At 30.0% G+C, this 24,247-nt stretch carries 24 protein-coding genes, 1 tRNA gene and 1 riboswitch; of the genes, 5 read left to right on the top strand and 20 right to left on the bottom strand.

Features of this window, described 5'->3' with window-relative positions:
- The 7 genes from rpoZ to BD821_RS01580 form a co-directional block, all read right to left on the bottom strand.
- Positions 1-219 carry a DNA-directed RNA polymerase subunit omega gene (gene rpoZ, locus BD821_RS01610; RefSeq protein ID WP_029453302.1) on the bottom strand — a complete coding sequence of 73 codons (219 nt, stop codon included), beginning with the start codon at positions 217-219 and terminating at the stop codon, positions 1-3.
- Entirely contained in the window at positions 200-829 is a 630-nt protein-coding gene (gene gmk, locus BD821_RS01605; protein ID WP_029453303.1) for a guanylate kinase, read from the bottom strand. Before gmk ends, rpoZ begins: the two co-directional genes overlap by 20 nt.
- A complete protein-coding gene (remA, locus tag BD821_RS01600; protein WP_029453304.1) occupies positions 829-1,101 on the bottom strand; it encodes an extracellular matrix/biofilm regulator RemA in 273 nt (90 codons plus the stop codon). The genes gmk and remA overlap by 1 nt, the downstream gene beginning before the upstream one ends.
- Positions 1,102-1,121: 20 nt before the next feature.
- The gene (locus BD821_RS01595) at positions 1,122-2,003 is read right to left on the bottom strand and encodes a YicC/YloC family endoribonuclease (protein ID WP_104409006.1); all 882 of its coding nucleotides are present in this window, start codon (positions 2,001-2,003) and stop codon (positions 1,122-1,124) included.
- Positions 2,004-2,095: 92 nt separating this feature from the next.
- Positions 2,096-3,250, bottom strand: coding sequence for a pyridoxal phosphate-dependent aminotransferase (locus BD821_RS01590; RefSeq protein WP_029453306.1), 1,155 nt, complete (start codon positions 3,248-3,250; stop codon positions 2,096-2,098).
- Positions 3,251-3,492: 242 nt separating this feature from the next.
- The gene (locus BD821_RS01585) at positions 3,493-4,854 is read right to left on the bottom strand and encodes an NCS2 family permease (protein ID WP_104409005.1); all 1,362 of its coding nucleotides are present in this window, start codon (positions 4,852-4,854) and stop codon (positions 3,493-3,495) included.
- Positions 4,855-5,016: 162 nt separating this feature from the next.
- Positions 5,017-5,116: riboswitch (purine riboswitch) on the bottom strand.
- Positions 5,117-5,236: 120 nt separating this feature from the next.
- Positions 5,237-6,226 carry an asparaginase gene (locus BD821_RS01580; protein ID WP_104409004.1) on the bottom strand — a complete coding sequence of 330 codons (990 nt, stop codon included), beginning with the start codon at positions 6,224-6,226 and terminating at the stop codon, positions 5,237-5,239.
- Positions 6,227-6,750: 524 nt separating this feature from the next.
- Between BD821_RS01580 and yedE the strand changes: the two genes are divergently transcribed.
- The 4 genes from yedE to cls all read left to right on the top strand — a co-directional run bounded on the left by yedE (position 6,751) and on the right by cls (position 9,914).
- Positions 6,751-7,842: a YedE family putative selenium transporter gene (yedE, locus tag BD821_RS01575; RefSeq protein ID WP_104409003.1), complete on the top strand. Its 1,092-nt coding sequence runs from the start codon at positions 6,751-6,753 to the stop codon at positions 7,840-7,842.
- The gene (locus tag BD821_RS01570; protein ID WP_104409002.1) at positions 7,826-8,041 is read left to right on the top strand and encodes a sulfurtransferase TusA family protein; all 216 of its coding nucleotides are present in this window, start codon (positions 7,826-7,828) and stop codon (positions 8,039-8,041) included. The genes yedE and BD821_RS01570 overlap by 17 nt, the downstream gene beginning before the upstream one ends.
- A complete protein-coding gene (locus BD821_RS01565; protein ID WP_104409115.1) occupies positions 8,028-8,282 on the top strand; it encodes a putative Se/S carrier protein in 255 nt (84 codons plus the stop codon). The genes BD821_RS01570 and BD821_RS01565 overlap by 14 nt, the downstream gene beginning before the upstream one ends.
- A gap of 195 nt (positions 8,283-8,477) precedes the next feature.
- Positions 8,478-9,914 carry a cardiolipin synthase gene (cls, locus tag BD821_RS01560; protein WP_104409001.1) on the top strand — a complete coding sequence of 479 codons (1,437 nt, stop codon included), beginning with the start codon at positions 8,478-8,480 and terminating at the stop codon, positions 9,912-9,914.
- A gap of 47 nt (positions 9,915-9,961) precedes the next feature.
- On the opposite strand, the gene BD821_RS01555 is transcribed toward cls, so the two are convergent.
- On the bottom strand, positions 9,962-10,615 hold the full coding sequence (locus BD821_RS01555; RefSeq protein ID WP_104409000.1) for a pentapeptide repeat-containing protein: 654 nt from the start codon (positions 10,613-10,615) through the stop codon (positions 9,962-9,964).
- An 89-nt stretch (positions 10,616-10,704) separates the two neighbouring features.
- Between BD821_RS01555 and BD821_RS01550 the strand changes: the two genes are divergently transcribed.
- Positions 10,705-11,283 carry an HdeD family acid-resistance protein gene (locus BD821_RS01550; RefSeq protein WP_104408999.1) on the top strand — a complete coding sequence of 193 codons (579 nt, stop codon included), beginning with the start codon at positions 10,705-10,707 and terminating at the stop codon, positions 11,281-11,283.
- 125 nt (positions 11,284-11,408) lie between these two features.
- Here the strand turns inward: BD821_RS01550 and BD821_RS01545 are convergent, their stop codons facing one another.
- The 12 genes from BD821_RS01545 to BD821_RS01490 form a co-directional block, all read right to left on the bottom strand.
- The gene (locus BD821_RS01545; RefSeq protein WP_104408998.1) at positions 11,409-13,274 is read right to left on the bottom strand and encodes a type IA DNA topoisomerase; all 1,866 of its coding nucleotides are present in this window, start codon (positions 13,272-13,274) and stop codon (positions 11,409-11,411) included.
- Positions 13,275-13,490: 216 nt separating this feature from the next.
- Positions 13,491-13,565, bottom strand: a tRNA-Glu gene (locus tag BD821_RS01540).
- Between the two features lie 163 nt (positions 13,566-13,728).
- Positions 13,729-14,289: an orotate phosphoribosyltransferase gene (pyrE, locus tag BD821_RS01535; protein ID WP_104408997.1), complete on the bottom strand. Its 561-nt coding sequence runs from the start codon at positions 14,287-14,289 to the stop codon at positions 13,729-13,731.
- Positions 14,290-14,307: 18 nt separating this feature from the next.
- Complete coding sequence (locus BD821_RS01530; protein WP_185158481.1) at positions 14,308-15,210, bottom strand: dihydroorotate dehydrogenase; 903 nt, start codon at positions 15,208-15,210, stop codon at positions 14,308-14,310.
- Between the two features lie 9 nt (positions 15,211-15,219).
- Positions 15,220-15,975, bottom strand: coding sequence for a dihydroorotate dehydrogenase electron transfer subunit (locus tag BD821_RS01525; protein ID WP_104408995.1), 756 nt, complete (start codon positions 15,973-15,975; stop codon positions 15,220-15,222).
- Positions 15,976-15,991: 16 nt separating this feature from the next.
- Positions 15,992-16,855: an orotidine-5'-phosphate decarboxylase gene (gene pyrF, locus BD821_RS01520; protein WP_104408994.1), complete on the bottom strand. Its 864-nt coding sequence runs from the start codon at positions 16,853-16,855 to the stop codon at positions 15,992-15,994.
- A gap of 2 nt (positions 16,856-16,857) precedes the next feature.
- Positions 16,858-18,054, bottom strand: coding sequence for a dihydroorotase (locus BD821_RS01515; RefSeq protein ID WP_104408993.1), 1,197 nt, complete (start codon positions 18,052-18,054; stop codon positions 16,858-16,860).
- Between the two features lie 15 nt (positions 18,055-18,069).
- A complete protein-coding gene (locus tag BD821_RS01510) occupies positions 18,070-18,501 on the bottom strand; it encodes an aspartate carbamoyltransferase regulatory subunit (RefSeq protein ID WP_104408992.1) in 432 nt (143 codons plus the stop codon).
- 1 nt (position 18,502) lies between these two features.
- A complete protein-coding gene (gene pyrB, locus BD821_RS01505) occupies positions 18,503-19,426 on the bottom strand; it encodes an aspartate carbamoyltransferase (RefSeq protein ID WP_104408991.1) in 924 nt (307 codons plus the stop codon).
- A gap of 298 nt (positions 19,427-19,724) precedes the next feature.
- Complete coding sequence (gltX, locus tag BD821_RS01500) at positions 19,725-21,383, bottom strand: glutamate--tRNA ligase (RefSeq protein ID WP_104408990.1); 1,659 nt, start codon at positions 21,381-21,383, stop codon at positions 19,725-19,727.
- Between the two features lie 293 nt (positions 21,384-21,676).
- The gene (gene spoIVA, locus BD821_RS01495; protein ID WP_029453324.1) at positions 21,677-23,155 is read right to left on the bottom strand and encodes a stage IV sporulation protein A; all 1,479 of its coding nucleotides are present in this window, start codon (positions 23,153-23,155) and stop codon (positions 21,677-21,679) included.
- A 99-nt stretch (positions 23,156-23,254) separates the two neighbouring features.
- Complete coding sequence (locus BD821_RS01490; protein WP_104408989.1) at positions 23,255-24,247, bottom strand: NAD(P)H-dependent glycerol-3-phosphate dehydrogenase; 993 nt, start codon at positions 24,245-24,247, stop codon at positions 23,255-23,257.

Raw genomic sequence — 24,247 nt, 5'->3', positions numbered from 1 at the left:
CTATTTTATTCCTTCTTTTATTGTTTCATATTTAACATATCCTTGATCTACTTCGCTAATGGCTCTAGTTAAAGGTTTTTTAGAGTCTACCTCTACCATTGGCTCAGCACCATCAATTATTTGTCTTGCTCTTTTTGAAGTTACTGTAACTAAAGTGTATCTATCATCCACCTTTTCTAATAAGTCTGTTATTGATGGATTAATCATAGAGTTGTTCATGTATTAAGCCCTCCTTAGAATCTAATATTTTTTCTTTTATTCTGTCTACCCTGCATCTTTCTGCGGTTAGTATGCTCTCTATTTTGTTAACAGCCTCACTTACTGTATTGTTTACTACTGCATAATTATATGTTGAAATATAATTAATTTCTTGATATGCAGATTTAAATCTAGTCATTAATGATTCTGGTGTTTCACTACCTCTTTTTATTATTCTTTGTTTTAATTCTTCCATAGATGGAGGTAGTATAAATATAAATACACCATCTTCTATTTTATCTTTAACTTTTAATGCTCCTTGAATATCTATCTCAAGTATAACATCTTTTCCACTATCAAGCATAGCCTGAACTTTTGATCTAGGAGTTCCATATAAGTTTCCATAAACCTCAGCACATTCTAAAAAATCATCTTCCTTTATTTTATTTTCAAATTCATCTCTATCCATAAAATAATAGTTAACTCCATCAACTTCTCCCTCTCTAGGTTTCCTAGTAGTTGCTGAAATTGAAAGGTAATATTGGTTTTTTTCTAGCAAAGCCTTACAAATAGTACCCTTACCTGCTCCTGATGGCCCTGATATAACTATTAATATACCTTTATTAGACATTATTCTTCAACCTCATCTCCAGGCTCTTCTCCCTTTGATGATAGTCTATGTGCTACTGTTTCTGGTTGTACTGCTGAAAGAATCACATGGTCACTATCTGTAATTATTACAGCTCTTGTTCTTCTACCATATGTTGCATCTATTAACATTCCCCTATCTCTTGCCTCTTGGATTATTCTTTTTATCGGCGCAGACTCAGGACTTACTATCGCTACTAATCTATTAGCAGAAACAATATTTCCAAAACCTATGTTTATTAACTTAATACTCATTGTCTTCCTCCTAAAATTCATTATTCTACGTTTTGCACTTGTTCTCTTATTTTTTCAATATTGTTTTTTATATTAAGTACTTGATTTGTTATTTCTAAATCTGAAGATTTAGAAGCTATAGTATTAGCCTCCCTATTCATTTCTTGAACTATAAAATCAAGTTTTCTACCTACAGGCTCTTTTAAATTCAAAGTGTCGTTTAATTGTTCAATATGGCTATTTAATCTTATTATTTCTTCATCTATACTTGCTTTATCTGAAAATATAGCCACTTCCATATTTAAACGACCTTCATCTAGTTTTCCATCTTCTATCAGATTTTTTATTCTATCTTGAAGCTTTATCTCGTATTCCTTAACCACTGTTGGAGCCTTTACTTCTATTTTATCTAACTCAGCTTTTATATTATCACAATTAGATTTTATATCTTGATTTAGTTTAATTCCTTCTCTTTCTCGCATAGATAACAAGTTTTTTAACGCATAATGTATAGAAGGGGATATTTCTTTCCAAAGTTCCTCAATGTCTTCTTCATCTTCTTCTATATACATAACATCAGGTAACTTTGATACAAAAGACAGTGATATATCATCTTTAACATCATAATTATCTTTTATTTCATTAAGACAACTCATATAGCTATCTAATAGATTTGTGTTAACCCTTACTCTACCTTCTACTTTTTCATAGTTTTTATAATTTAAAAATAAATCCACCTTGCCTCTGTTTAAATATTGAGAAATGATGCTTCTAATTCTTTCTTCTAAAGCAATCATGGCTTTAGGCATTTTAATATTTAAGTCTAAAAACCTGTGGTTTACACTTTTAACTTCTATTACAAAGTTATGTTTGTTCCCCTCTTCACTATTGGCTCTGCCAAAACCCGTCATACTTTTAATCATGAAACTCCTCCTTATGCTTTTCCAATTCATCATACCTATTATACATAAACAACCTGCAATATTTCAAGTTTTATTTTAAAAATAGAATTTATCTAGTTTTTACTGTACCTATCTAGTTTATTCAGTGTATTTCTTATAACTTCTTCATCCTTAGTAAGCGCAATTCTAAAATAACCGTATCCTAGTCTCCCAAATGCACTTCCAGGTGTTACAACAATACCCTTTTTCAAAAGTAACTCACTACAAAATTCATCTGTGGTATAACCTGTAGGAATTTTACACCAAATATAGAAGGTACCTTCTCCCTTAAAATATTTTATATTCTTTTCATCTAAAATAGACTCTGCTAAAACTTTTCTTTTTCTGTACACCTCATTTATATATTCTATATAGTAGCTACAATCTTTTATTGCCCTTAAAGCTGAATATTGAATAGGCATAAATTGACCTGAATCCATATTGTTTTTAACTTCTCCCAAAGCCTTTATAATATTTTTGTCACCAGCAACATAGCCTATTCTATATCCTGTCATACTAAACGCCTTAGAAAAACTGCTAAATTCAATGCAGTTGCTTATTCCTCCCATAAGAATTGACAACCTATCTTCTTTTTTATTTACAATCTCTTTATAAGCTCCATCGTTACAAAGTACTATATTATACTTTGCACACATTTCTTTAACCTCCTCTAAAAAGTCTTTTTTTAAATTAGCTCCCGTAGGGTTATTGGGATAATTTATTATCATAAGTTTAGATACTTTTTTTATATTTTCAGGAATTAAGTTAAGGTTTGGATAATAATTTTTTTCTTCAATTAAAGGCATCTTATATGGGATTACACCCCAAAGCCTACTGCAAGATTCATATGCTGGATATGAAGGATCTGGTAAAATAATATAATCGTTTATATCACAAACTGTTGGGATTATATTACTTAACGCTTCTTTAGAACCTATAGTTATCAGTACTTCATCTTCAGTTAAGTCTACACCATAATTAAGCTTATAATCTTTAACCACTTGTTTCTTCAATTTAACTATCCCACTTCCTTTAGGATAGTTATGATATCCCTTATAGCTTAATGCTTCTATTAGCGCCTCATTGACCTCTTTAGGTGGTTCTAGATCTGGATCACCTATACCAATATCTATTAACTCTCTTCCTTCTTTTCTTACCTTATCTTTTAAGATATCAATCTTATCAAAATGGTACTGTGGAAGATTTGTCGTCCTATTATTTATTTTCAAATAAACTCCTCCAAAATATTGTTTTTAACATAATATTCATTATTATATCTTTTTGATACAGCAACCATTAGTTAGTTACTACTTATACCCTTAGATTAATATAATAAAAACCTGTATTTATAAATTATAGAATTTATAAATACAGGTTTTAGATTTTCAATGTATACTCTGTTTAAAGTAATATTCACAATATATAAAGATACATTTATTCAAGTACAAATAAGTTTTATTAATATATTTATTTAGGAAAGTCCAGTAAATATTATCTTAGCCATAAATATAATACCTAGAATTATCATTACAGGAGATATCTTTTTCTTTTCTTTACTAAATAAGTTATTCACTAAATTTATTATTACATAAGATAGTATACCAATGGTTAAACCATCTCCTATACTATATGTAAGTGGCATGAGTGCAATAATTAAAAATGCTGGCACCCCTTCTGTAAAATCGCTAAAGTTAATTTTAACTACATTTTCCATCATAAAAAATCCTACTATAATAAGCGCAGGCGCTGTAGCTGCAGATGGTATAGCTACAAATATTGGTGAAAAAAACATAGCTATTAAAAATAGTATTCCAGTAACAATAGATGTAAGTCCTGTTCTTCCACCTTCTGCTACTCCAGCAGAGCTTTCAACAAAAGTTGTTACTGTTGATACTCCTATTAAAGCTCCAAAGGTAGTTCCAACCGCATCTGATAATAAAGCTCTTCCAGCTCTTGGAACCCGCCCATTTTCATCTAACATATTGGCCTTTGATGCTACTCCAACCAAAGTCCCTATAGTATCAAAGAAATCTACGAATAGAAAGGTGAAAACTATAACTACAAATCCCCATATCTTTGAAGGATCTGTCATATATGAAAAATCTAACTTAAATGCAATTGGTGCTAAAGATTCAAACTTAAAAATACCACTAGGCAAAAATATATTATACAAGGCTGCAGATTCAGGGCTAATAATTGCATATATCCAAGATAAAATAGTGCTACCAAATATCCCAAATAATATAGCTCCTTTAACGTTCTTTTTTGAAAGTACAACAATAATTACTACTCCCACAGCTGTAATTAAAACCGTTGGTGACATAAAGTTGCCAAGTCCCACTAAAGTAGCGTCGTTTTTAATAACCATTCCACTATCTACAAATCCAATGAAGGTTATAAATAGACCTATCCCTGCTGTAACAGCTAATTTTAAGTTCATAGGTATACTATTTATTACTGCTTCTCTTACGTTAGTTAATGATAAAACTATAAATATAATTCCTTCTACAAATACTGCTGTAAGTGCTACTTCCCAGGGTACATTCATTTTTATAACAACTGTATAGGCAAAAAATGCATTTAAACCCATACCTGATGCAAGTGCAAATGGTAAATCTGCATATATGCCCATCATTATTGTGGCAACACCTGCTGAAAGGCATGTAGCTGTAACCAAAGCTCCTGCTGGCATTCCTGTGGCTCCTAGTATAGTAGGATTAACTGCTATAATATATGCCATAGTTAAAAAGGTAGTAATTCCTGCAATTATTTCTTTCCTTATGTTTGTATCTTTCCTTTCTTTTAACTTGTTAAAACTAAATAACTTATCCATAATCATCCTCCTAAATTTTATCTTATGTTGCACACTAAGTTCTTTTAATAAAGCAAAATACCTATATAAATTCCCTGAGGAATCTATATAGGTATTATCTTAATTAAAATATAATTACATATGAATTACTAAAAAAGTTAAATTTCACATGTAAAATCAAGATAATTCTAAAGATCCACTCATAGTCAGACATTTATGGTGTCTGGTAGAAACTTTTAGCCCTTATCGCCAAAACTATATGAGTATTACTGTTTACGAATATTATCTTATAACATTAATTCATTATTGTCAACATTACATGCTATTATTTTTAAATCTAATTATATTGTTCGTGTTATTTAGGTTTATATAACAACTTTTATTTTACAATTTATCTTAAAAACTAAATATTATATAAGCTTTTTTCAAATATAGACTTAATTTCATCTAAATCTTTAGTGTAGCTAAGTGCTACTAGTAACTTAATTCTAGCTTTTTGCCCTGGCAAATTATCGCCAAATATAACACCTAAATTTCTTAGTTCTTTTCCTCCTCCGTGATATCCATATGAATCAAAGACCCTTCCTTCAAAACATCTAGAAACAATAACCACAGCAATTCCTTTATTTATAGCATTTTCTATACCTTCTACCATAAGCGGTGGTATATTTCCCCTTCCCATAGCCTCTACAACGATACCACTGTTTCCTTCACTTATGTAATAATTTATTACACCTGAATCCATACCTGATGCGCATTTTATAAGAGCAACTTTACTATCTAATTCTTTTATACTCATGGTTTGTTTTTCTATGTTATTTCTATAAAATATAACTCTATTATTATCCACTATACCAATTGGTCCAAAGTTTGGAGTTTTAAAAGCATTTAAACTCATAGAATTAGCTTTTGTCACTTCCGATGCACAGTTCAATTGTCCATTTAAACAGACTAGAACCCCTCTATTTTTTGATTCATCTGATATTGCTGTACAAATGGATTCAGCTAAATTAGAAGGTCCATCATATCCAAGCTCTGATCCACTTCTCATAGATCCTGTAAATATCACAGGTTTTATAGAATTAATAGTTAAATCCACAAGATACGCAGTTTCTTCAAGAGAATCTGTACCATGTGTCACTACAACACCTGCTATATCTTCTCTATCTAAAAGCTTTTGGATAAACTTTGATAGATCTAGCATAATCTCTGGTGTCATATGTGGACTTGGTAACATTGAAAAATTATGTGATTCTATATCTGCATATTTTTCTATACCCGTTACCATAGACATTATTTCTTCTCCAGTAAGGCTAGGAACTGCCGCCTTTATCCTAGGATCCACCTTCATAGAAATAGTTCCACCATTAAAAACAATTGCTACCTTTTTCATAAAATACCTCCTATTATTTAAAATCATTTACTCTACAACCCTTAGTTTTAAGTTAATAAATATTTAAAACCAATGACTTATAAAATTAAAATATACACTATCGCCTTTTTAAATATAATATCATATTAATTATCTATGTTTTAAATATGCCTCCTAGTAAATTTAACATAATTTCATTAAATAATATATATATACAAATTTATATATTATTCTTTCATTTTATAATAAGATTTATTAGTTTTTTTATCTTAAATTGAAGTTATTTTTATTATTACTGCAATTTTAAAATTTAGTGAAGATGTAATTTTTATATTATTTGTTTAAGATACCTTATTAAAAATAAACAACTTTTTAGAAGAACTAAAAAATATATTATATGAATATTTAAGTATATAGTCTATTTACAACTTACAGTATTGTATTTGCTGATAGAGAAGACTTTACCAATCAGCTTTATATATTTAACATGCATTGAATAATTTGTTATATTTATATAGAAGTAATAAAACTAAGGGGGAATTTTCATGAAAGAAAAAAGGGGGATTATAGCGGCTGGTGCAATAGTTGGTATACTTTCAGTAATACTTGTGTACTTTGGAAACCCTATTAACATGGGACTTTGTATAGCCTGTTTCATACGTGACACAGCAGGTAGTCTAGGTTTACACAGGGCGGAAGTTGTTCAATATATAAGGCCTGAAATTATAGGTATTGTATTAGGCGCATTTATAATGGCATTCTTTAAAAAAGAGCTTTATTCTAAAGGGGGTTCATCGCCATTTACCAGATTTATATTAGGGTTTATTGTTATGGTAGGTGCTTTAATGTTCCTAGGATGTCCTTTAAGAATGGTGCTTAGGCTTGCAGGTGGGGACTTAAATGCCATTACAGGTATAGTAGGATTTACAGCTGGTATTTTTCTTGGAATACAATTTTTAAATAAAGGATTTTCTTTAAAAAGAAATTATACAATAACAAAACTTGAAAAGTACTTATTTCCTGCAGTTAATGTAGGGTTATTTGCTCTTCTTATTTCAGCACCTGCTTTTATATTTTTTAGTAAGAAAGGTCCCGGTGCTTCTCATGCTCCAATTTATATGGCCTTAATTGCAGGGCTCGTTGTAGGTGCAATTGCACAAAGGACTAGGCTTTGTATGGTTGGAGGAATTAGAGATGTTATAATGTTTAAAGATACCTATTTATTATCTGGCTTTATTTCTATATTTGTATTTGCGCTTATAGGAAATTTAATAATAGGCAAGTTTAATTTAGGATTTATAAATCAGCCTGTAGCTCATAACGATGCTTTATGGAACTTTTTAGGCATGGCTTTAGCTGGGTGGGCATCAGTACTATTAGGTGGTTGTCCTTTAAGGCAACTAATATTATCTTCTGAGGGTAATATAGATTCTGTTATAACAGTTTTAGGCCTCTTTGTAGGTGCAGCTTTTGTACACAATTTCAATTTAGCTTCTAGTGCTAAAGGACCTACATTTAATGGTAAGGTAGCAGTGTTAATTGGATTTTTAGTTGTAGGTTTAATATCCTATATAAATATAGAAAAAGGTACTAAAAAAGTAAATATAGTTTCAAAGGGAGATGTTAACATTGGTTAAAATAGATGCTAGAGGTATATCTTGTCCACAGCCAGTTTTGATGACAAAAAATGCTTTAATGAATAATCCTAAAGAAGTTGAAGTTACTGTGGATAATGCAACTGCTAAGAATAATGTTGAACGTTATATGAAACAATCAGGTTATTCTGTATCTTCAACAAATAAGGAAGATGATTTTATATTATATGGTGAAAAATAATGATGCAAATTATATTTGTTTATTTTATACTCATTCCGGTGCTATAAAGTTTACTAATATAATAAACGCCGAAAATATTTCTTACAAAATATTACCTACACCTAGAAAACTAAGCTCTAACTGTGGCATTAGTGTGGAATTTTGTTATGACAAAGATATAAATCCCTTTATAATTAGTGATATAGAAAAGGTGTTTTTAATTAATGATAGGAATTATGAACTAATATATGAAAATGAATAACTATATTATAATATTTAATTAAAGCACCATAGGGTAAGACCTTTTGTAAAATTACAAAAGGTCTTACTTTTTTTATGAAACAAAATACTACAATTTATTGTTCTTATATGTTTATAAATAAAGGAAATTAAATAATTATGTAGAATTAGTATGTTTGATCATACGTAGTTCAAATATTTTAAGGAGTATAAATTTATGAAATTAAATATCATACTAGGAATTCTAGTTATTGTTACTAATTTGTTTTTTGCAACTATTCTTATATTTTTTGAAAGGAAGAATCCTTCTACTACCTGGGCATGGTTATTAGTTATAATATTTTTACCCTTCATAGGCTTTATTATTTATATGCTTCTAGGTAGAAATTTAAGCAAAGAAAAACTATTCACCAAAAAAATTATTGTTGATGAAAGAAAAAAATGTGATTATTTACTCAACTCGCGAAAAGAATATGTATTAGATGAGGGCACTTTTGAAAATATAGACTTAATTAAAATGAATTATAGAAACTCTAATTCATTTTACACTCAAAAAAATAATATTGACTTGATTTTTGATGGTAAAGAAAAATTTAAAGAACTTTTTAGCGCTATCGAAAACAGTAAAAGCTTTATTCATATTGAATATTATATTATAAGCAGAGATGAAACTGGTAAAATGTTAATAGACCTACTTACTAAAAAAGCAAAAGAAAATGTAGAAGTTAAAATTTTATTCGACTCAATGGGATCTTATAAAATTAATAGTAAAAGCTATTTAAAAAACTTTGTAGATTCAGGTGGAAAATACGCCGTATTTTTTCCTGCACTATTTCCTCATTTAAATAAAAGAATCAATTTTAGGAACCACAGAAAGATAGCTGTAATTGATGGTAAGGTTGGATTTGTCGGAGGATTTAATATCGGAAATGAATATTTAAGTAAGGATAAGAAAATTGGATACTGGAGGGATACTCATTTAAAAATTGCTGGAGAGGCTGTAAGAGATCTAGAAGAAAGATTCCTTATGGATTGGACCTATGCTTCGGAAGAAATAATACATGATTATGGAAAGTATTTAACCATTGATATGTCTATAGATGAGATAACCGGGACTCAGATAGTTTCAAGTGGTCCAGACCATAAAAGTCCTTACATTAGAAATGGATTTGTTAAAATTATAAATAATGCTAAAAAAAATGTATATGTCCAAAGTCCTTATTTTATTCCGGATGAGACTACTTTAGAATCTTTAAAATTATCTGCTTTATCTGGAGTTGATGTTCGTATTATGATTCCTGGAGTCCCTGACCATAAATTTATGTTTTGGGCTGCTAGTTCTTACGTTGGAGAACTTTTAAAAAGTGGTGTCAGAGTCTATTATTATAACAAAGGATTTTTGCATTCTAAAACCATAGTCTCTGATAGCAACGTGTGTAGTATTGGAAGTGCAAATATGGATATACGTAGTTTTAAATTAAACTTTGAAACAAATTGTTTTATTTATAACGAAAATATCTCTAATAAAATGGAAATCCAATTTAAAAGGGATATATTAGATTCCAAGGAAGTAACTCTTGACTTTTTTGAAAACAGAGGCCTTTGGGTTAGATTTGCAGAATCTATTACAAGACTACTTTCTCCCATATTATAATATAATGGTACATCAAACTTTTTATGAAAAATTTGATGTACCATTAATCATTTTATAATAATATCCATAAGTTTAGATAAAGAAACTGCTTGAATTGGTGATACTATAACACCCTTAAGATCTTCTATCCTAATTGCAATGCCTTCTATATCACAACTAGTTAAATCTATATCTTTTAGTTTAGTACCTGACATCTGGCACTCTGAAAGCTTTGAATCATAAAATCCAACTTTAGAAAAAGTAGCTTCTTGAAAATCAGATAAAGCTAGGTCACATTCATTAAACTTTATTTCATTAAACTTAGAAAATGAAAATAGAGTATATCTTAAGTTACACTCACTAAAAGTAATGTTTTTTAAATTTGCTTCACTTAAATTGATACCTATAAGTTTACAATTTATAAATTCCACTCTATGTATTATAGCATTTTCTAAATTCACATTAGACAAATCACAATTTTCAAACCTTACATCTACTAGTTCAGATCTTGAAAATGAACATCCTATAAAAGTGCTTCCTTTAAATATTGTTTCCTTTAAATTAACTCTTTTTATACTTTCACCTTCAAGATGAAAGTCAGTTATACTAGCAGAAGATATATAGCTTTCATCTTGTAAATCCTCATAGGATAAATCCATATCTTCTAATAATAAGGGTAATCTCGGTTTTTCTACAGAGAACTCGCTTTTTTTACTTTTCATTTAGCACCTCTTTCTTTACTATACAGCTATTCTTTATAGTCTTTATCCTTTATAATATATCTATAATATATTATAAAGGAGGAAATTTTATGAAGCATATTAAGATGTTATCAATATTACAAGGTATATTATTCCTATTTATAGGTATTATAAGCTTTGTATATCCTACAGAATCTCTTTCTATTTTATCATTAATATTTCAAATACTTTTAATAACTTTAGGTTCTGTAAAACTTATAAAAACCTTAGTAGATAAACGTAGATTTAAAGAAAATTATATGTTTATTTTAAACTTATTTGAAGGGATTATTTTCATTATTGTGGCTATTTTGTTTTATTTCAACGAAAGCCTATCAATATTGTCATTTTCTATCATATTAGGTTTATGGTGTGCCTATATTTCAATAACCTTATTTTTAAAATCCTTTAAAGGCAGAAGTGTGGAAAAAGGATATTTAGGTATAATTCTATCCTTCATATCTTTATGTTTTGCCTTAATGATTATATTTAAACCTTATATTGCTTTTGTAACCTTATCAAGATTAATTGGTATATACTTTATTTGTACAGGCATAGAGGTTTTATTTGTCACTTTATATCTTGAAAACAAGCTAAAAAAATTAAGGCTTTTCGGTGAAGATCCTAATGAAATAAATATTGATATGTAAATAGCCTATCAATATTTATATTAATTTGCAATCTCTTTGTCTTTTACTTAGTTATACACTAAAAATCTGTCTTAATATTTTAATTTAAGTAACTATTAATTCATAGTGTAAAAGCTAATTAATAGTTACTTTTTTATTTCTTTTGCTTCTCTTGTATCATTTATTATGGTGGCTCTACTAGACTTCATCCTCATTACTCCAACCCTTGTAAAATTATATATTTCTTTTAAAAACTCATCTTTATTATAGCTTCCTTTTTCTATATCATATAACTTTTTTTCAAGCCTTCCTGTATAGTCAGTATCCATTAATTCTTTCACAGGAAAGTTTTCTATAAGCTTACTTCCTATATCAGTTATTAATAGTGATTTCCCCTTTGTAGAGATATACCTTGCATACTTTAGCTTATTTATGGTATCTGCTCTTGTAGCTGCGGTACCTATAGAATATCCATACAATATTTGAGACTCTTCATCATCTTGTTCTTGCGATTTATTACCTTTACCACAGGTTTCCATAGATTTCAAAAGTGTCTTTTCTGTATAATGAGCAGGTGGTTTACTCTTTTTAGATACAACAACAGTATCACTGCTTTCAACCTTCTCATTTTCACTTATCTTTGGTAATAGTTCTTCCTTTTTATCTTCATTATAAAGCTTAAGCCAACCTTTATTTATAAGTATCCTTCCTTTAGTCACAAATAGCCTTTCATAATTATCTCCCTGTACAGATGTTACAATCTCAGTATTTTCATACTGCGCTGCATCCATGAATTGAGATAAAAATCTATTTTTTATACTACTATACAGTTCCATTTCATCTTTATCTAAATTTTTAGGAACAATATAAGTTGGTATTATAGCACTATGACTTTCTACCTTTTCATTATTAAATACTTTCTTCGACTCATTAAAAACTATTTCATCTTTAAATGGAATATCCTTTTTAAGTATCATTAATACATTTTTAGCCTTATCCTTAATGCTTTCCTCTAACGCTGTACTTTCGGTCCTAGGATAAGTTATGTATTTTTTCTCATATAAACTTTGTGCTACCTTTAATACCTTATCCGCGGTCCATCCATTGAATTTACTAGTAACAAATCCTTGGAGATTACTTAAGTTAAATAGTGATTGTGGATATTCATTTTTTATTTCCACCTTTTTGCTCTTTATCACACCAGGTTTTCCCTGAACCTCATCCTTTAACCTAACAACGCTTTCCTTATTTTTAAATTTATCTTTACTTCCATGAAAAAACTTACCTTTATACTTTCCAAATTGATTTTCGAAAGTAGTAAACAATTCATTAAAAGCTTCTGGTTTAAAGTTTTTTATTTCTAATTCTCTATCATAAATTAGCTTAAGTGTTGGCATGAGTACCCTTCCAATATTAAGTAAGTTCCCCCTTCCCCGTGTATACTTCATTGTAGCAACTGCAGTGAAGTTTATACCTATTACCCAGTCTGCTAGTTGCCTACTAAGTCCAGCATCTTGTAGGGTACTCATTTGCTCATTTGTCTTTAGGTTATTAAGCCCTTTATTAACCTCTTCTGGAGTCCATTCATTAATTAGTATCCTATGTATAGGTTTTTCTACATTTAAATATTTAAATATAAGAAGGGCAATAAGCTCTCCCTCTCTATCAAAATCTGTAGCCGTTATAATTTCTTCAATATCTTTTCTATTTATAAGGCTGCTTATAATATCTAATTGCTTTTTTGCCCCTTTATCCACTACCTTTTTATTCTTACTGTCATTTTTAATTTTATACTTGAACTCATCTGGTATATATGGAAAGTAATCAAAATCCCATAAAGCTAACTTTTCATCATAATCCTTGCCATCATACAAGGTCAACAAATGACCAAATGCCCAAGTTATTACATATCCTGGACCTTCAATATATCCATCTTTTTTAATTTTACATCCTAGTGCTTCTGCTATATTTCTAGCTACAGAAGGCTTTTCTGCCAATATTAATCTTCCCATAATTCACCTTCACTACATTATTTATATATTTTAAGTACAATGCTATTATACTTACTTTAGCCAAAATTGAAAAGAGATAAAGTTCTACTTTCGAAAATCAAACAGTTTTTTATCCTTGTATTTTAAACAAAACATTATTTTCATAGCGTATAAACCCTTACTAAGACAAAAAAATATAAAGATCTGAATTCCTTCAAATCTTTATATTCTAACATTTGGTGACTCCTAGGGGAATCGAACCCCTGATTCCACCGTGAGAGGGTGGTGTCTTAACCGCTTGACCAAGGAGCCTAGTATTTTTAGGTGCGTACCCAATATTAATATAGTAACACCTTTTATACTTTATATCAAGTTAGTATTTTAAATGTAATCATATTATTCTATTAATAATATCTATAGTTCGTTTATGTTGCCTTATCCGAGTAATCACATAACCTTATCTTAAATCATAACTTTATTTAATATCCCTACTACCAGGTTTTATATAAGGTATTGATTCTTTGCATAAAGGACAGTCTTTTGGATCGTAGTTGTCTACCTGAAGCTTTATAGCACTGTATAGTGGCCTTTCATGTATCTTTCCATTACTTCTATCCACTATGCATGCAACAGCCACTACTTCTGCTCCGTATGATTTTATAACCTCTTCTGTTTCTTTAAAAGATTTCCCTGTAGTTACAACATCTTCTGAAATTATAACCTTTTGTCCTTTTTTTAATTCAAACCCTCTTTTTAGTGTCATCTTCCCATCTTGTCTTTCTGTGAAGATACATGTCTTCTGAAGTTGCCTTGCTAATTCATAAGCTACAAGTATTCCTCCCATAGCAGGTCCAACAACAACATCAAATTCAATATCTTTTAGCTGTGTTGCTACATTTTCTAAAACCTTTTCTGCTTCTTTTGGATCTTCTAATACCTTAGCGCACTGGCAATATTTATTACTATGCATCCCCGATGATAATAAAAAGTGACCTTCTAATAAAGCTTTACTATTCTTTAATATATCTATAATCATAATAACAACTCCTTAAAATTATATTTGTGCTATGCCTCTTATTTCCGACAAATCCTTTATTCCTTCTTCTTTCATATACTTATGTATACCATTAACTACTTCTATTCCAACCCTTGGATTATAAAAATTTGCAGTTCCTATCTGAACTGCTGTAGCTCCTGCCATTATAAATTCAAGTGCGTCTTCTGTGGAAGCTATACCACCTATTCCAACTACGGGTATATTAACTTTAGAAGAGACTTCATAAACCATTCTTAGTGCTATAGGTTTAACTGCCGGACCAGATAATCCAGCAAATATGTTATTAAATACAGGTTTCTTTGATTTTATATCTATAGCCATACCCTTTAATGTATTTATTAATGACAAACTATCAGCTCCAGCCATACAGCAATTATATGCCATATCTACAATATCCTCTGCATTAGGAGATAACTTTACCATTATCTTCTTTTTACTTATCTTTTTTATCCTAGATACTACATCATAAGCAACTTCAGATTTTATACCAAAGGCCATGCCACCCTCCTTTACATTAGGGCAAGATATGTTAAGTTCTATCATATCTATATCACTACTGTTTAAAATCTCTACGGCCCTTTCGTAGTCTTCTATAGATCCTCCACCTAAATTAGCTATTATATTTGTATTTAGTTTTTTCATTTTAGGAAGTTCACTTGTTACAAATTCTTCTACACCTATATTTTGTAGTCCTACACTGTTTAGCATACCTAAAGGAGTTTCATAGGATCTAACGCCTTCATTTCCTTCTTTAGGATTTAGAGTAAGCCCTTTAGTACATATACCTCCAAGCTTTCCTACATCATAAAAATCATTGTATTCTTGCCCAAATCCAAAGGTACCAGAGGCTGCTATAACAGGATTTTTAAATTCAATACCATTTATATTTATTTTCATAATACTCTCCCTTTAAAATTCTAAGGTTTCACCTAAGAAAATTGGTCCATCTTTACATGTTCTTTTATTTCCCTCTTTAGTTTTACATGTGCATACAAGGCAGGCTCCAACACCACAGGCCATATGACCTTCCATAGATATATAAGATTTAACCCCACATTCCTTGCAGCTTTGTGCAACCTTTTTCATCATAGGTAAGGGCCCACAACAAAATACTAAATCATAATTTTTATAATCTATAATATCTGTTATAAAGCCTTTATGTCCTTCCTTTCCACTATCCGTAGCTATATAAATTTTGTCGGCTGTATCTTTAAAGCCTTCCATAAAATAAGGTTCTTCCCTAAAACCTGAATATAAGTGTATTATATCTATATCCTTTGAATCCTTTAAACTTTTTATGAGTTCTTTCATTGGTGCTATGCCAATGCCTCCCGATATAATAGCTATCTTTCCTTTAGCTTCATGCACTGGAAACCCATTTCCTAAAGGGCCAATTATATTTATATATTCTCCCGTAGAAAGGGTACTAAAACTTTTAGTACCCTTTCCCACAACTTCATAAAGAAATTCCAGTTTATTTGAATTAAAACTGCATATACTTATTGGTCTTGGTAAAAGGGTTTCAGTATCTTCTAGCTTTAACATATAAAACTTACCTGGAAGTAAATTTTCTACATCTTCATTTAATTCAACACAAAGGCTAAATATATTATTATAAACTTCATCATTTTTTATTACCTTTACTTTCGTAAAATTAGCACTCATATATACCTCCATAAATTTAAATATTTAAAGCATTTTTTATTTCATCATTCATCCTCATTACTTCCTGCCGAGCATAAAACCCTACATCTTCTCCTTTATGCTCTTTATAAGCTAAAATTATCTTTCTAGAAGAGTTCACAACTCCTCCATTACCTTTATTTAAATAAATTGCTACATCTTCTGCTCTTCCCCCTTGAGCACCATATCCAGGTATTAAAAAGAAGGTATTATTTAACTTTTCTCTTAAATCTTTTCCTTCTTCTATGTGAGTGCATCCTACAACAGCTCCTATTTGGCTATATCCTTTTTCACCTATATATTCCCTGCCCATACAAGATATCTTTTCGCCCATGATATCATATACTCTTTTTCCATCCTTTGATTCTATATACTGTATATCCTCGGCTCCCTTATTAGAAGTTCTAATTAAAATAAAAACTCCTTTATCTCCTTTTTTTATATAAGGAAGGTAGGGTTCTATGCTATCCATTCCCATATAAGGATTTAAGGTTATAAAGTCACACTCTAAGTCTCCTTCAAAATGCGCTTTTGCATACATCTTTGCTGTATCTTTTATATCCCCTCTTTTTATATCACCTATAGCTAAAGAGTCTTTTTCTTTTATATATTTTAATGTCTTTGAGTATGCTCTTAAACCTTCTATACCTTGTGCCTCATAATAAGCTATCTGAAGTTTAAAGCAAGCCACCTTATCAAAGGTTGAATCTATTATCTCCTTATTAAAATTAAATATCATATCTTCATAATTTGTAAATTTTATCTTTATTGATGGAGGTATATAATCTAAACTGGTATCTAAGCCTACACAAGTATTCCCTCTTTCTTCAACCTTTTCGTAAAGTTTATCCATTATACTCATAATTATATATCTCCTTTATAAATAACTTTGCCACCTTTTATAGTTGCAAGTATTTTCCCATATCCTTTAAACCCTATAAAGGGAGTGTTGTTACTTTTTGAAATTATATCTTCCTCATATATTTCGCATTGTTTTTCTGTATCTACTAAAACAAAGTCTGCATCAAACCCTATGCTAATTTTCCCCTTATTAAGCCCCATTATTCTAGCTGGATTATATGACATAATTTCTGACAACTTATTTATAGATATTCCTTCTTCTTTAACTAAAGTTGTGTAACATACATTAAAGGCACTTTCAAGCCCTATAAGCCCTGGGGATCCTTTTTCTTTATCCTTTTTGCTATGAGGTGCATGGTCTGTAGCTATTGCATCTACATATCCATCTTTAATAGCTTTTATCAAAAACTTTCTATCCTCTTCTTCTCTTAAAGGAGGGTTTACTCTATAATTTGTTTTAGAAGTAAGGGCTATATGATGAGGTGTTACCTCGCAGGTTACCTTAGATCCTTCCTCCTTAGCTTCAATTATATATTTCATAGATTCTTTTGTACTAACATGCGCTAAGTGAAGCTTTACTCCCGTAAATTTAGCAAGTACTATATCTCTCCATGTCATAGTATTTTCAGCAAGCCTCATATCAATATCTGATAATTCTTGACTCTCAGCATGCGAAATCATTGTAATATCTTTATCTTTGCATACCCTCATGGCCTCAATCATAACTTTGCTATCAGATACACCTTTGCCGTCGTCACTTACAAATTTAATCTCATCATACCTTGTTATTTCTTTAAGACTATCAATGTTTTCACCCTTAATATCTTCTGTAATTGCCATACACTGATTTATGTCAATGATATTTATTTCTTTAGCTTTATTTCTTATACTACTTAATACCTTTGTATTGCTGCAAACAGGATTTGTATTTGCCATAAGATTTACTACTGTATATCCACCCTTCGCTGCTGCTTTACTTCCTGTATATAAATCTTCTTTATAGGTATACCCTGGATCTCTAAAATGGCTATGAAGATCTACAAAAGCCGGAAGTAACTTATATCCCTTTCCATCTATGATTTCACATTCTTTATCTATATTTTTTCCTATACTAGTTATTTTTCCTTCTTCTATATAAACATCTCCGAAAAAATTATCCTTGTAATCTATTATATTTACGTTCTTTATAAGCAACCTCATTATTACTCCTCCTTTTTATATATCTTCAAGATTAGAAGCTTCATCACAATAAGTACATCTATACTCACTATTTTTTCTATCTGATAAATAAAAGCTTTGAGGAATATAATTTTCTACAGAAGTTATACACCTTGGATTTTTGCATTTTATTATATTCTCAACATTTAGAGGTAGTTGAAGTTTTAATTTTTTTACTATCTTTTCATCCTCTATTATATCTATAGTTATTGAGGGATCTAAAATCCCAAGTACTGTGTAATCTATATCTAGCTCGTTTTCTATTTTTATCATATCTTTCCTATTAAGTTTAGAACTTGGAGCATTCATAATTAAAGCCACGGTATAATTTGCATTATCTAAACCTAGATATTTAAATATTTTCATTCCAAGCCCAGCCTTTATGTGATCTATCACAATACCTTTTCTAATACTATTTATAGAAACCATATTAGTTCACCCCCAAAAGTTTAGCCATTAAAGCCATTCTTACATACATTCCATATTTAGCTTGCTCAAAATAACAAGCTCTTGGATCTTCATCTACTTCATAGGCTATTTCGTTAACTCTTGGTAAAGGATGCATAACTATCATATCTTCTTTAGATTTGTTCATTTTTTCTTTATTTAATATATAACTATCTTTAAGCTTTAAATACTCATCTTCATTAAAGAATCTTTCTTTTTGAACTCTTGTCATATAAAGAATATCTAAATCTTTTATTACATCATCCATTTTTTCTATTTCTAGGTATTCTATATTATTCTTTTTTAATACTTCTTTACTTATATAATCTGGTATGCTTAATTGCTTTGGAGATATTAATACGAATTTATTGTTTTTGTATCTAGACATGGATTTTATTAGAGAGTGTACTGTTCTTCCAAATTTTAAATCACCACAAATACCAATTACATTATTATCTAAGTTTCCTTTTATGCTTTTTATGGTGAGTAAATCTGTAAGTGTCTGAGTTGGATGTTGATGTCCCCCATCTCCTGCATTTATTACTGGAATAGAGGAGTACTGAGATGCGATTTTTGAAGATCCCTCTTTAGGGTGTCTAATAGCTGCTATATCAGCATAGCAGCCTACAGTCCTTATAGTATCTGCAATACTTTCGCCCTTAGCTACAGAACTAGAATTTGCTTCTGAAAAGCCTATAACCTGTCCTCCAAGTCTTAACATAGCGGCCTCAAAGCTAAATCTGGTTCTAGTGCTTGGCTCATAGAATAGACTTGCTAATATTTTACCTTTACAAATATCTGAATAATCATTTGGATTTAAAATAATTTTTTCACTTAGAATAAGTATTTCTTGAATTTCCTCTAGAGTAAAATCCATAGGGTCAACTAAGTGTCTTCCTTTTAACATAATCATCTCTCCTTTTAACATCACTGTGTTAATTTTAAAGGTTATATAATATTTAATTTTTGTAGGCCTTAACTTTCATCGCTATTGTTTTACATTTCTATAGATGCATTTATATAAATTGAATAAGTTATTATCTAAACAACTTAACAAAAAATGCCTTCCTTAAAAAGGAAGGCATAACAATAACATAAATATTGTTATATTCATCTATATCTTCCTTACTGATTTCTCTGAATCAAATTAAAGGCTTACTATCTTATTTAGACTACCATCTGTAATTATAATTGTCAATATGTTTTTATAAATTTAAAAACTTTTCAAATCTTTCTTCTACCTTTTCTTTACCCATTATTTGAATTATAGTGTGCAAATCAGGTGTATTTGTTCTATGTGTGAGCGCACTTCTTATAACTCCAGCAACATCTGAAACCATACCTTTATAGCTTTCTGGATCCTTTTTAAAAGTTTTTCTATCTCCTGCATAACCTAATTTTAAAGCTAGTGACTTTAGGTTTTCAAACCATACATTATTGTCTTCGTTTATATTAAATATTTTAATATATTCTTTAACTATACTTTTTGCTTCATCTAAGCTCATATTTTTAGGAAGTTCTACATCCTCTACCCCTTTAAGATAGAATAGTTCATCAAAGAAATAAAATATCTTTTCTTTAACATCACTCCACTTTTCAAAGTCTTTTCTTGGCTTTGTTCCTTCTTTATCTATATTAAAGACTTTTCTTAATTTATCTTCATACTTAACTGCAAGATCATAACTTTCTTTGTCAAATTCTTTTGCCCACTCTATATATAATTCATATACTTTGTCAGAGTTCATTTTAGCTATTATATTTTTACTTACATCATTTAGCTTAATTATATCAAATAAAGCTCCACTTTTGCTCATCTTCTCTAAAGATACTGGAAAGTCCTTATAACTTAGTTTAGGATTTTCTTCTCTCCATTGTTCGAAATTAGAATTTATTATATTCAAAAGATACTCAGTAACTGATTCCACAGGATACCCCTGCTCTTTGTAATAAGAAACAGCACTTTCTGGATCTTTTCTTTTGCTTAGTTTTCTTTTAGCATCTCCATCTTGTTTCATTATAGTTGGAATATGAGCAAACTTTGGAGCATCAAATCCCAAAACCTCAAATAATTGAACATGTATTGGTAATGATGATAACCATTCCTCACCCCTTATTACATGAGTTGTCTTCATTAAATAATCGTCAATAGCATGTGCAAAATGATAAGTTGGAAGCCCATCTGACTTTATTATAACTATGTCCTGATTGTTTTCTGGAAAAGAAATATCTCCTTTTATTAAGTCATGAAATTCAACTCTATTTTCTATATCCCCTGGCGATTTTAATCTTAAAATAAAATTATCACCCTTTTCAATATGAGACTTAATGTCATCTAAAGATAAATTTCTACATTTTGCATACTCCCCATAGTATCCTGGAGTAACCTTTATTGAAATTTGATTTTCTCTAACTTCGTTTAATTCTTCTTGAGTGCAAAAACATGGATATGCTAATCCTTTTTTAACTAAGTCTTTTGCAAAAGTTTGGTAAATTTCTTTTCTAAGGCTTTGTTTATAAGGACCATACTCGCCTATTTCTTTATCATCTCCTGTGACACCTTCATTAAAATTCATGCCAAAGTGTTTCATGGTTTCTATAGTGTCATAAATAGCTCCTTCAACCTCTCTTTTTTGATCAGTATCCTCTATTCTTAATATAAAAACCCCTTCACTTTGACTTGCTATTCTTTCATCTATAAGCGCTGCAAATACACCACCTATATGCTGAAATCCTGTAGGGCTTGGAGCATATCTAACTACCTTAGCTTCTTCTTTAATCTCTCTTTTTGGATAACGTTCTAAATAATATTTCGGCGTTTTCTCTATTTTAGGGAATAAAAGTTCTCCTAGTTCTTCATTACTCATGCTATTCATCCTTTCAAGTGTGTACTTTAAATGTACTATATGTTATTTTAAAAAATAAAACCTATCATCTTCTATTTAAGATGAAGGGCTATATTTCACAATATTAATTTATTGGTTATAATAACCTACTTACTTATTATTATAGCTTTATATTATCTTTATGTAAATATATTAAAGTCTTATTATAACAAGACTCTAATATGTAAATTATAATTATTCAAAGGTGTGACAAAATATCATGTATACTTTGTCACACCTTTGATTTAAATTTAATATTTAATCTAATATTAAACTTATAATATTATACAAATGAGCCCACCATTTCCTTCATTAATTATCTTTTGAAGTGTCCTTTGAATTTTGCTTTGGACATCTTCTGGCATCTTATATAATTTATTTTGAAGTCCTTCTTTTACTAATACTTCTAAGGACTTACCAAACATATTACTTTGCCACATTTTTGAAGGATCACTTTCAAATTGTTCTAATAAAGATTTTACTAAATCTTCACTCTCCTTTTCAGATCCCATAATAGGAGATATTTCTGTTTTAATATCAGCCTTAATAAAGTGCAAGGATGGTGCGCTAGCTTTTAATTTTACGCCATACTTATTGCCCTGTTTTACTATTTCTGGCTCTTCGAACTTCATTTCAGCTAATTGAGGTGGTACAAGTCCATAGCCTGTTTCTTTTACATCTTTTAATGCCATAGATATTTTATCGTATTCAACCTTTGCTAGATGAAATTCTTTTATAACAGTTAAAAGTTCATCTTCCCCCTTTATACTAGAATCACATATTTCGCTAAGTATTTGATAAAATACTCCACCTTTAGGATTCATAGTAACCCTAGCTATACCTTCTCCCATATCCATCTCATCAATTAAAGCATTTTCTAGAAATTCCTCTTCTTTTATTCCATCTAAAGTTTTCTTTATATCTCTTACTTTATAAACATTTTTGCACATATCCTTTATTATGTTCAGGAAATTAATTTTAAGCCAGTGTGTGCCCTCAAGTTTTTCGATCCAATGAGGCATATCTATATTTATCTCTTTAATTGGGAACTCTTTTAGTACCTTTTGGAAAAGATTCATCATATCTTTTTCTTCCATATTCAATACATCTAATGTTTGGACTGGTACATCATATTTATCTTCTAACTCTTTCCTTAGTGCTATAGTTTCTGGAGCATATTCTTTAGATGAGTTAAGAACAATTATAAATGGTCTATTCATATTTTTTAATTCTTCCACGACTCTTTCTTCTGCTTCTACATATTCCTCTCTTGTTATATCCGTTATACTTCCATCTGTAGTTATTAAAAGCCCTATAGTAGAATGCTCAGTAATAACTTTTTTTGTTCCTATTTCTGCTGCTTCTTCAAATGGTATTGCATAATCATACCAAGGTGTAGTAACCATCTTAGGCTCTTCTCCCTCTTTATAACCAAGTGCTCCTTTTACAATGTATCCAACACAATCAACCATTCTAACTTTAAATTTTATTCCATCTTCTAAGCTCATTTCTATAGCTTCATTTGGAACAAATTTTGGTTCTGTTGTGTGAATACTCTTTCCAGAGGAGCTTTGTGGTAATTCATCCTTCGCTCTTTGTTTCTTATAGGCATTTTCGATTTTAGGAATTACCATGGTATCCATAAACCGTTTAATAAATGTTGATTTACCAGTTCTAACAGGACCTACAACTCCTACATATATATCCCCTTGGGTTCGTTCCGATATATCCTTGTATATGTTAAAATTATTCAATTTCTACCCTCCTAAACTATATGTTAACATTATATATATATTGATACTTTAATCACTTTATTACTTCTAACAAAAAAAAGAAGACTAATTTTAGTCTTCTTAATAAATTTCATCTTTTTTGTCCCTTTGCATTAATTCTTTAACCCCTTCTTCTGGGTCTTTGTTTTGAAAAAGAACCTTATATAGAGTATCGGTTATGGGCATAGATACATTTAGCTTTTCTTTTAATTCATAAAAAGCCTTACAACTTTTTATGCCCTCTACTACCATACCTACACTTTCAATAGATTCATCCATAGTCTTTCCTTCACCTATTAGTATGCCAGCTCTCCTGTTTCTACTATGAAGAGAAGTACAGGTTACTATTAAGTCCCCCATGCCTGTAAGTCCAAAAAATGTTTCTTTTCTTCCTCCAAGGCATTCACCAATCTTAATTATCTCATTCATCCCTCTAGTCATTAAAGCAGCTTTTGCATTATCACCATATCCTATACCATCTGATATACCAGCTGCCAAAGCTATTATATTTTTTACAGCTCCGCCTATTTCTACACCAATTAAATCATCATTAGTGTAAACCCTAAGGCTTTGTGTAAAAAATAAGTCTTGAACAATCTTTGCTTTATCCATATCTTTTGAACTTACAACTACTGTTGTAGGTATATCTAAAGAAACTTCCTCTGCATGACTAGGTCCTGAAAATACTACAACTGGATTTTCTAATTCTTCTTCTATAACCTGTGATAATCTCTTGTAGCTTCCTTCTTCGATTCCCTTTGCAATGCTTATAACAATAGATTCTTTTGATATATATGGCTTTATAACTTTTGTTATCTCCCGTATAGCATGAGATGGTACTGCAAGGATTACAAATTCTGAATCTTTTAAAGCTAATGAAATATCTTCTGTTGCAAATATATTTTCAGGAAAATTTACATCCTTTAGATATTTATGATTATTTCTATTATTATTTATATCATCTATGACAGACTTCTTCCTATCCCAAAGGGTTATATCATGGCCCTTTTTAGCTAAAAGTATACTTAAGGCACTACCAAAACTTCCTCCGCCAAGAAAGGTTATTTTACTCAT

The sequence above is a fragment of the Clostridium algidicarnis DSM 15099 genome, from assembly GCF_002934235.1.
GTDB classification, from domain to species: domain Bacteria; phylum Bacillota; class Clostridia; order Clostridiales; family Clostridiaceae; genus Clostridium_L; species Clostridium_L algidicarnis.
Note: the sequence above shows the minus strand (reverse complement) of the source record. Positions and strands in the feature narration are given on the sequence as shown.

Coding starts and splice junctions, on each gene's coding strand:
- rpoZ (WP_029453302.1), bottom strand. CDS start 219: ATGAACAACTCTATGATTAATCCATCAATAACAGACTTATTAGAAAAG.
- gmk (WP_029453303.1), bottom strand. CDS start 829: ATGTCTAATAAAGGTATATTAATAGTTATATCAGGGCCATCAGGAGCA.
- remA (WP_029453304.1), bottom strand. CDS start 1,101: ATGAGTATTAAGTTAATAAACATAGGTTTTGGAAATATTGTTTCTGCT.
- BD821_RS01595 (WP_104409006.1), bottom strand. CDS start 2,003: ATGATTAAAAGTATGACGGGTTTTGGCAGAGCCAATAGTGAAGAGGGG.
- BD821_RS01585 (WP_104409005.1), bottom strand. CDS start 4,854: ATGGATAAGTTATTTAGTTTTAACAAGTTAAAAGAAAGGAAAGATACA.
- BD821_RS01580 (WP_104409004.1), bottom strand. CDS start 6,226: ATGAAAAAGGTAGCAATTGTTTTTAATGGTGGAACTATTTCTATGAAG.
- yedE (WP_104409003.1), top strand. CDS start 6,751: ATGAAAGAAAAAAGGGGGATTATAGCGGCTGGTGCAATAGTTGGTATA.
- BD821_RS01570 (WP_104409002.1), top strand. CDS start 7,826: ATGTTAACATTGGTTAAAATAGATGCTAGAGGTATATCTTGTCCACAG.
- BD821_RS01565 (WP_104409115.1), top strand. CDS start 8,028: ATGGTGAAAAATAATGATGCAAATTATATTTGTTTATTTTATACTCAT.
- cls (WP_104409001.1), top strand. CDS start 8,478: ATGAAATTAAATATCATACTAGGAATTCTAGTTATTGTTACTAATTTG.
- BD821_RS01555 (WP_104409000.1), bottom strand. CDS start 10,615: ATGAAAAGTAAAAAAAGCGAGTTCTCTGTAGAAAAACCGAGATTACCC.
- BD821_RS01550 (WP_104408999.1), top strand. CDS start 10,705: ATGAAGCATATTAAGATGTTATCAATATTACAAGGTATATTATTCCTA.
- BD821_RS01545 (WP_104408998.1), bottom strand. CDS start 13,274: ATGGGAAGATTAATATTGGCAGAAAAGCCTTCTGTAGCTAGAAATATA.
- pyrE (WP_104408997.1), bottom strand. CDS start 14,289: ATGATTATAGATATATTAAAGAATAGTAAAGCTTTATTAGAAGGTCAC.
- BD821_RS01525 (WP_104408995.1), bottom strand. CDS start 15,975: ATGAGTGCTAATTTTACGAAAGTAAAGGTAATAAAAAATGATGAAGTT.
- pyrF (WP_104408994.1), bottom strand. CDS start 16,855: ATGAGTATAATGGATAAACTTTACGAAAAGGTTGAAGAAAGAGGGAAT.
- BD821_RS01515 (WP_104408993.1), bottom strand. CDS start 18,054: ATGAGGTTGCTTATAAAGAACGTAAATATAATAGATTACAAGGATAAT.
- BD821_RS01510 (WP_104408992.1), bottom strand. CDS start 18,501: ATGGTTTCTATAAATAGTATTAGAAAAGGTATTGTGATAGATCACATA.
- pyrB (WP_104408991.1), bottom strand. CDS start 19,426: ATGTTAAAAGGAAGACACTTAGTTGACCCTATGGATTTTACTCTAGAG.
- gltX (WP_104408990.1), bottom strand. CDS start 21,383: ATGAGTAATGAAGAACTAGGAGAACTTTTATTCCCTAAAATAGAGAAA.
- BD821_RS01490 (WP_104408989.1), bottom strand. CDS start 24,247: ATGAGTAAAATAACCTTTCTTGGCGGAGGAAGTTTTGGTAGTGCCTTA.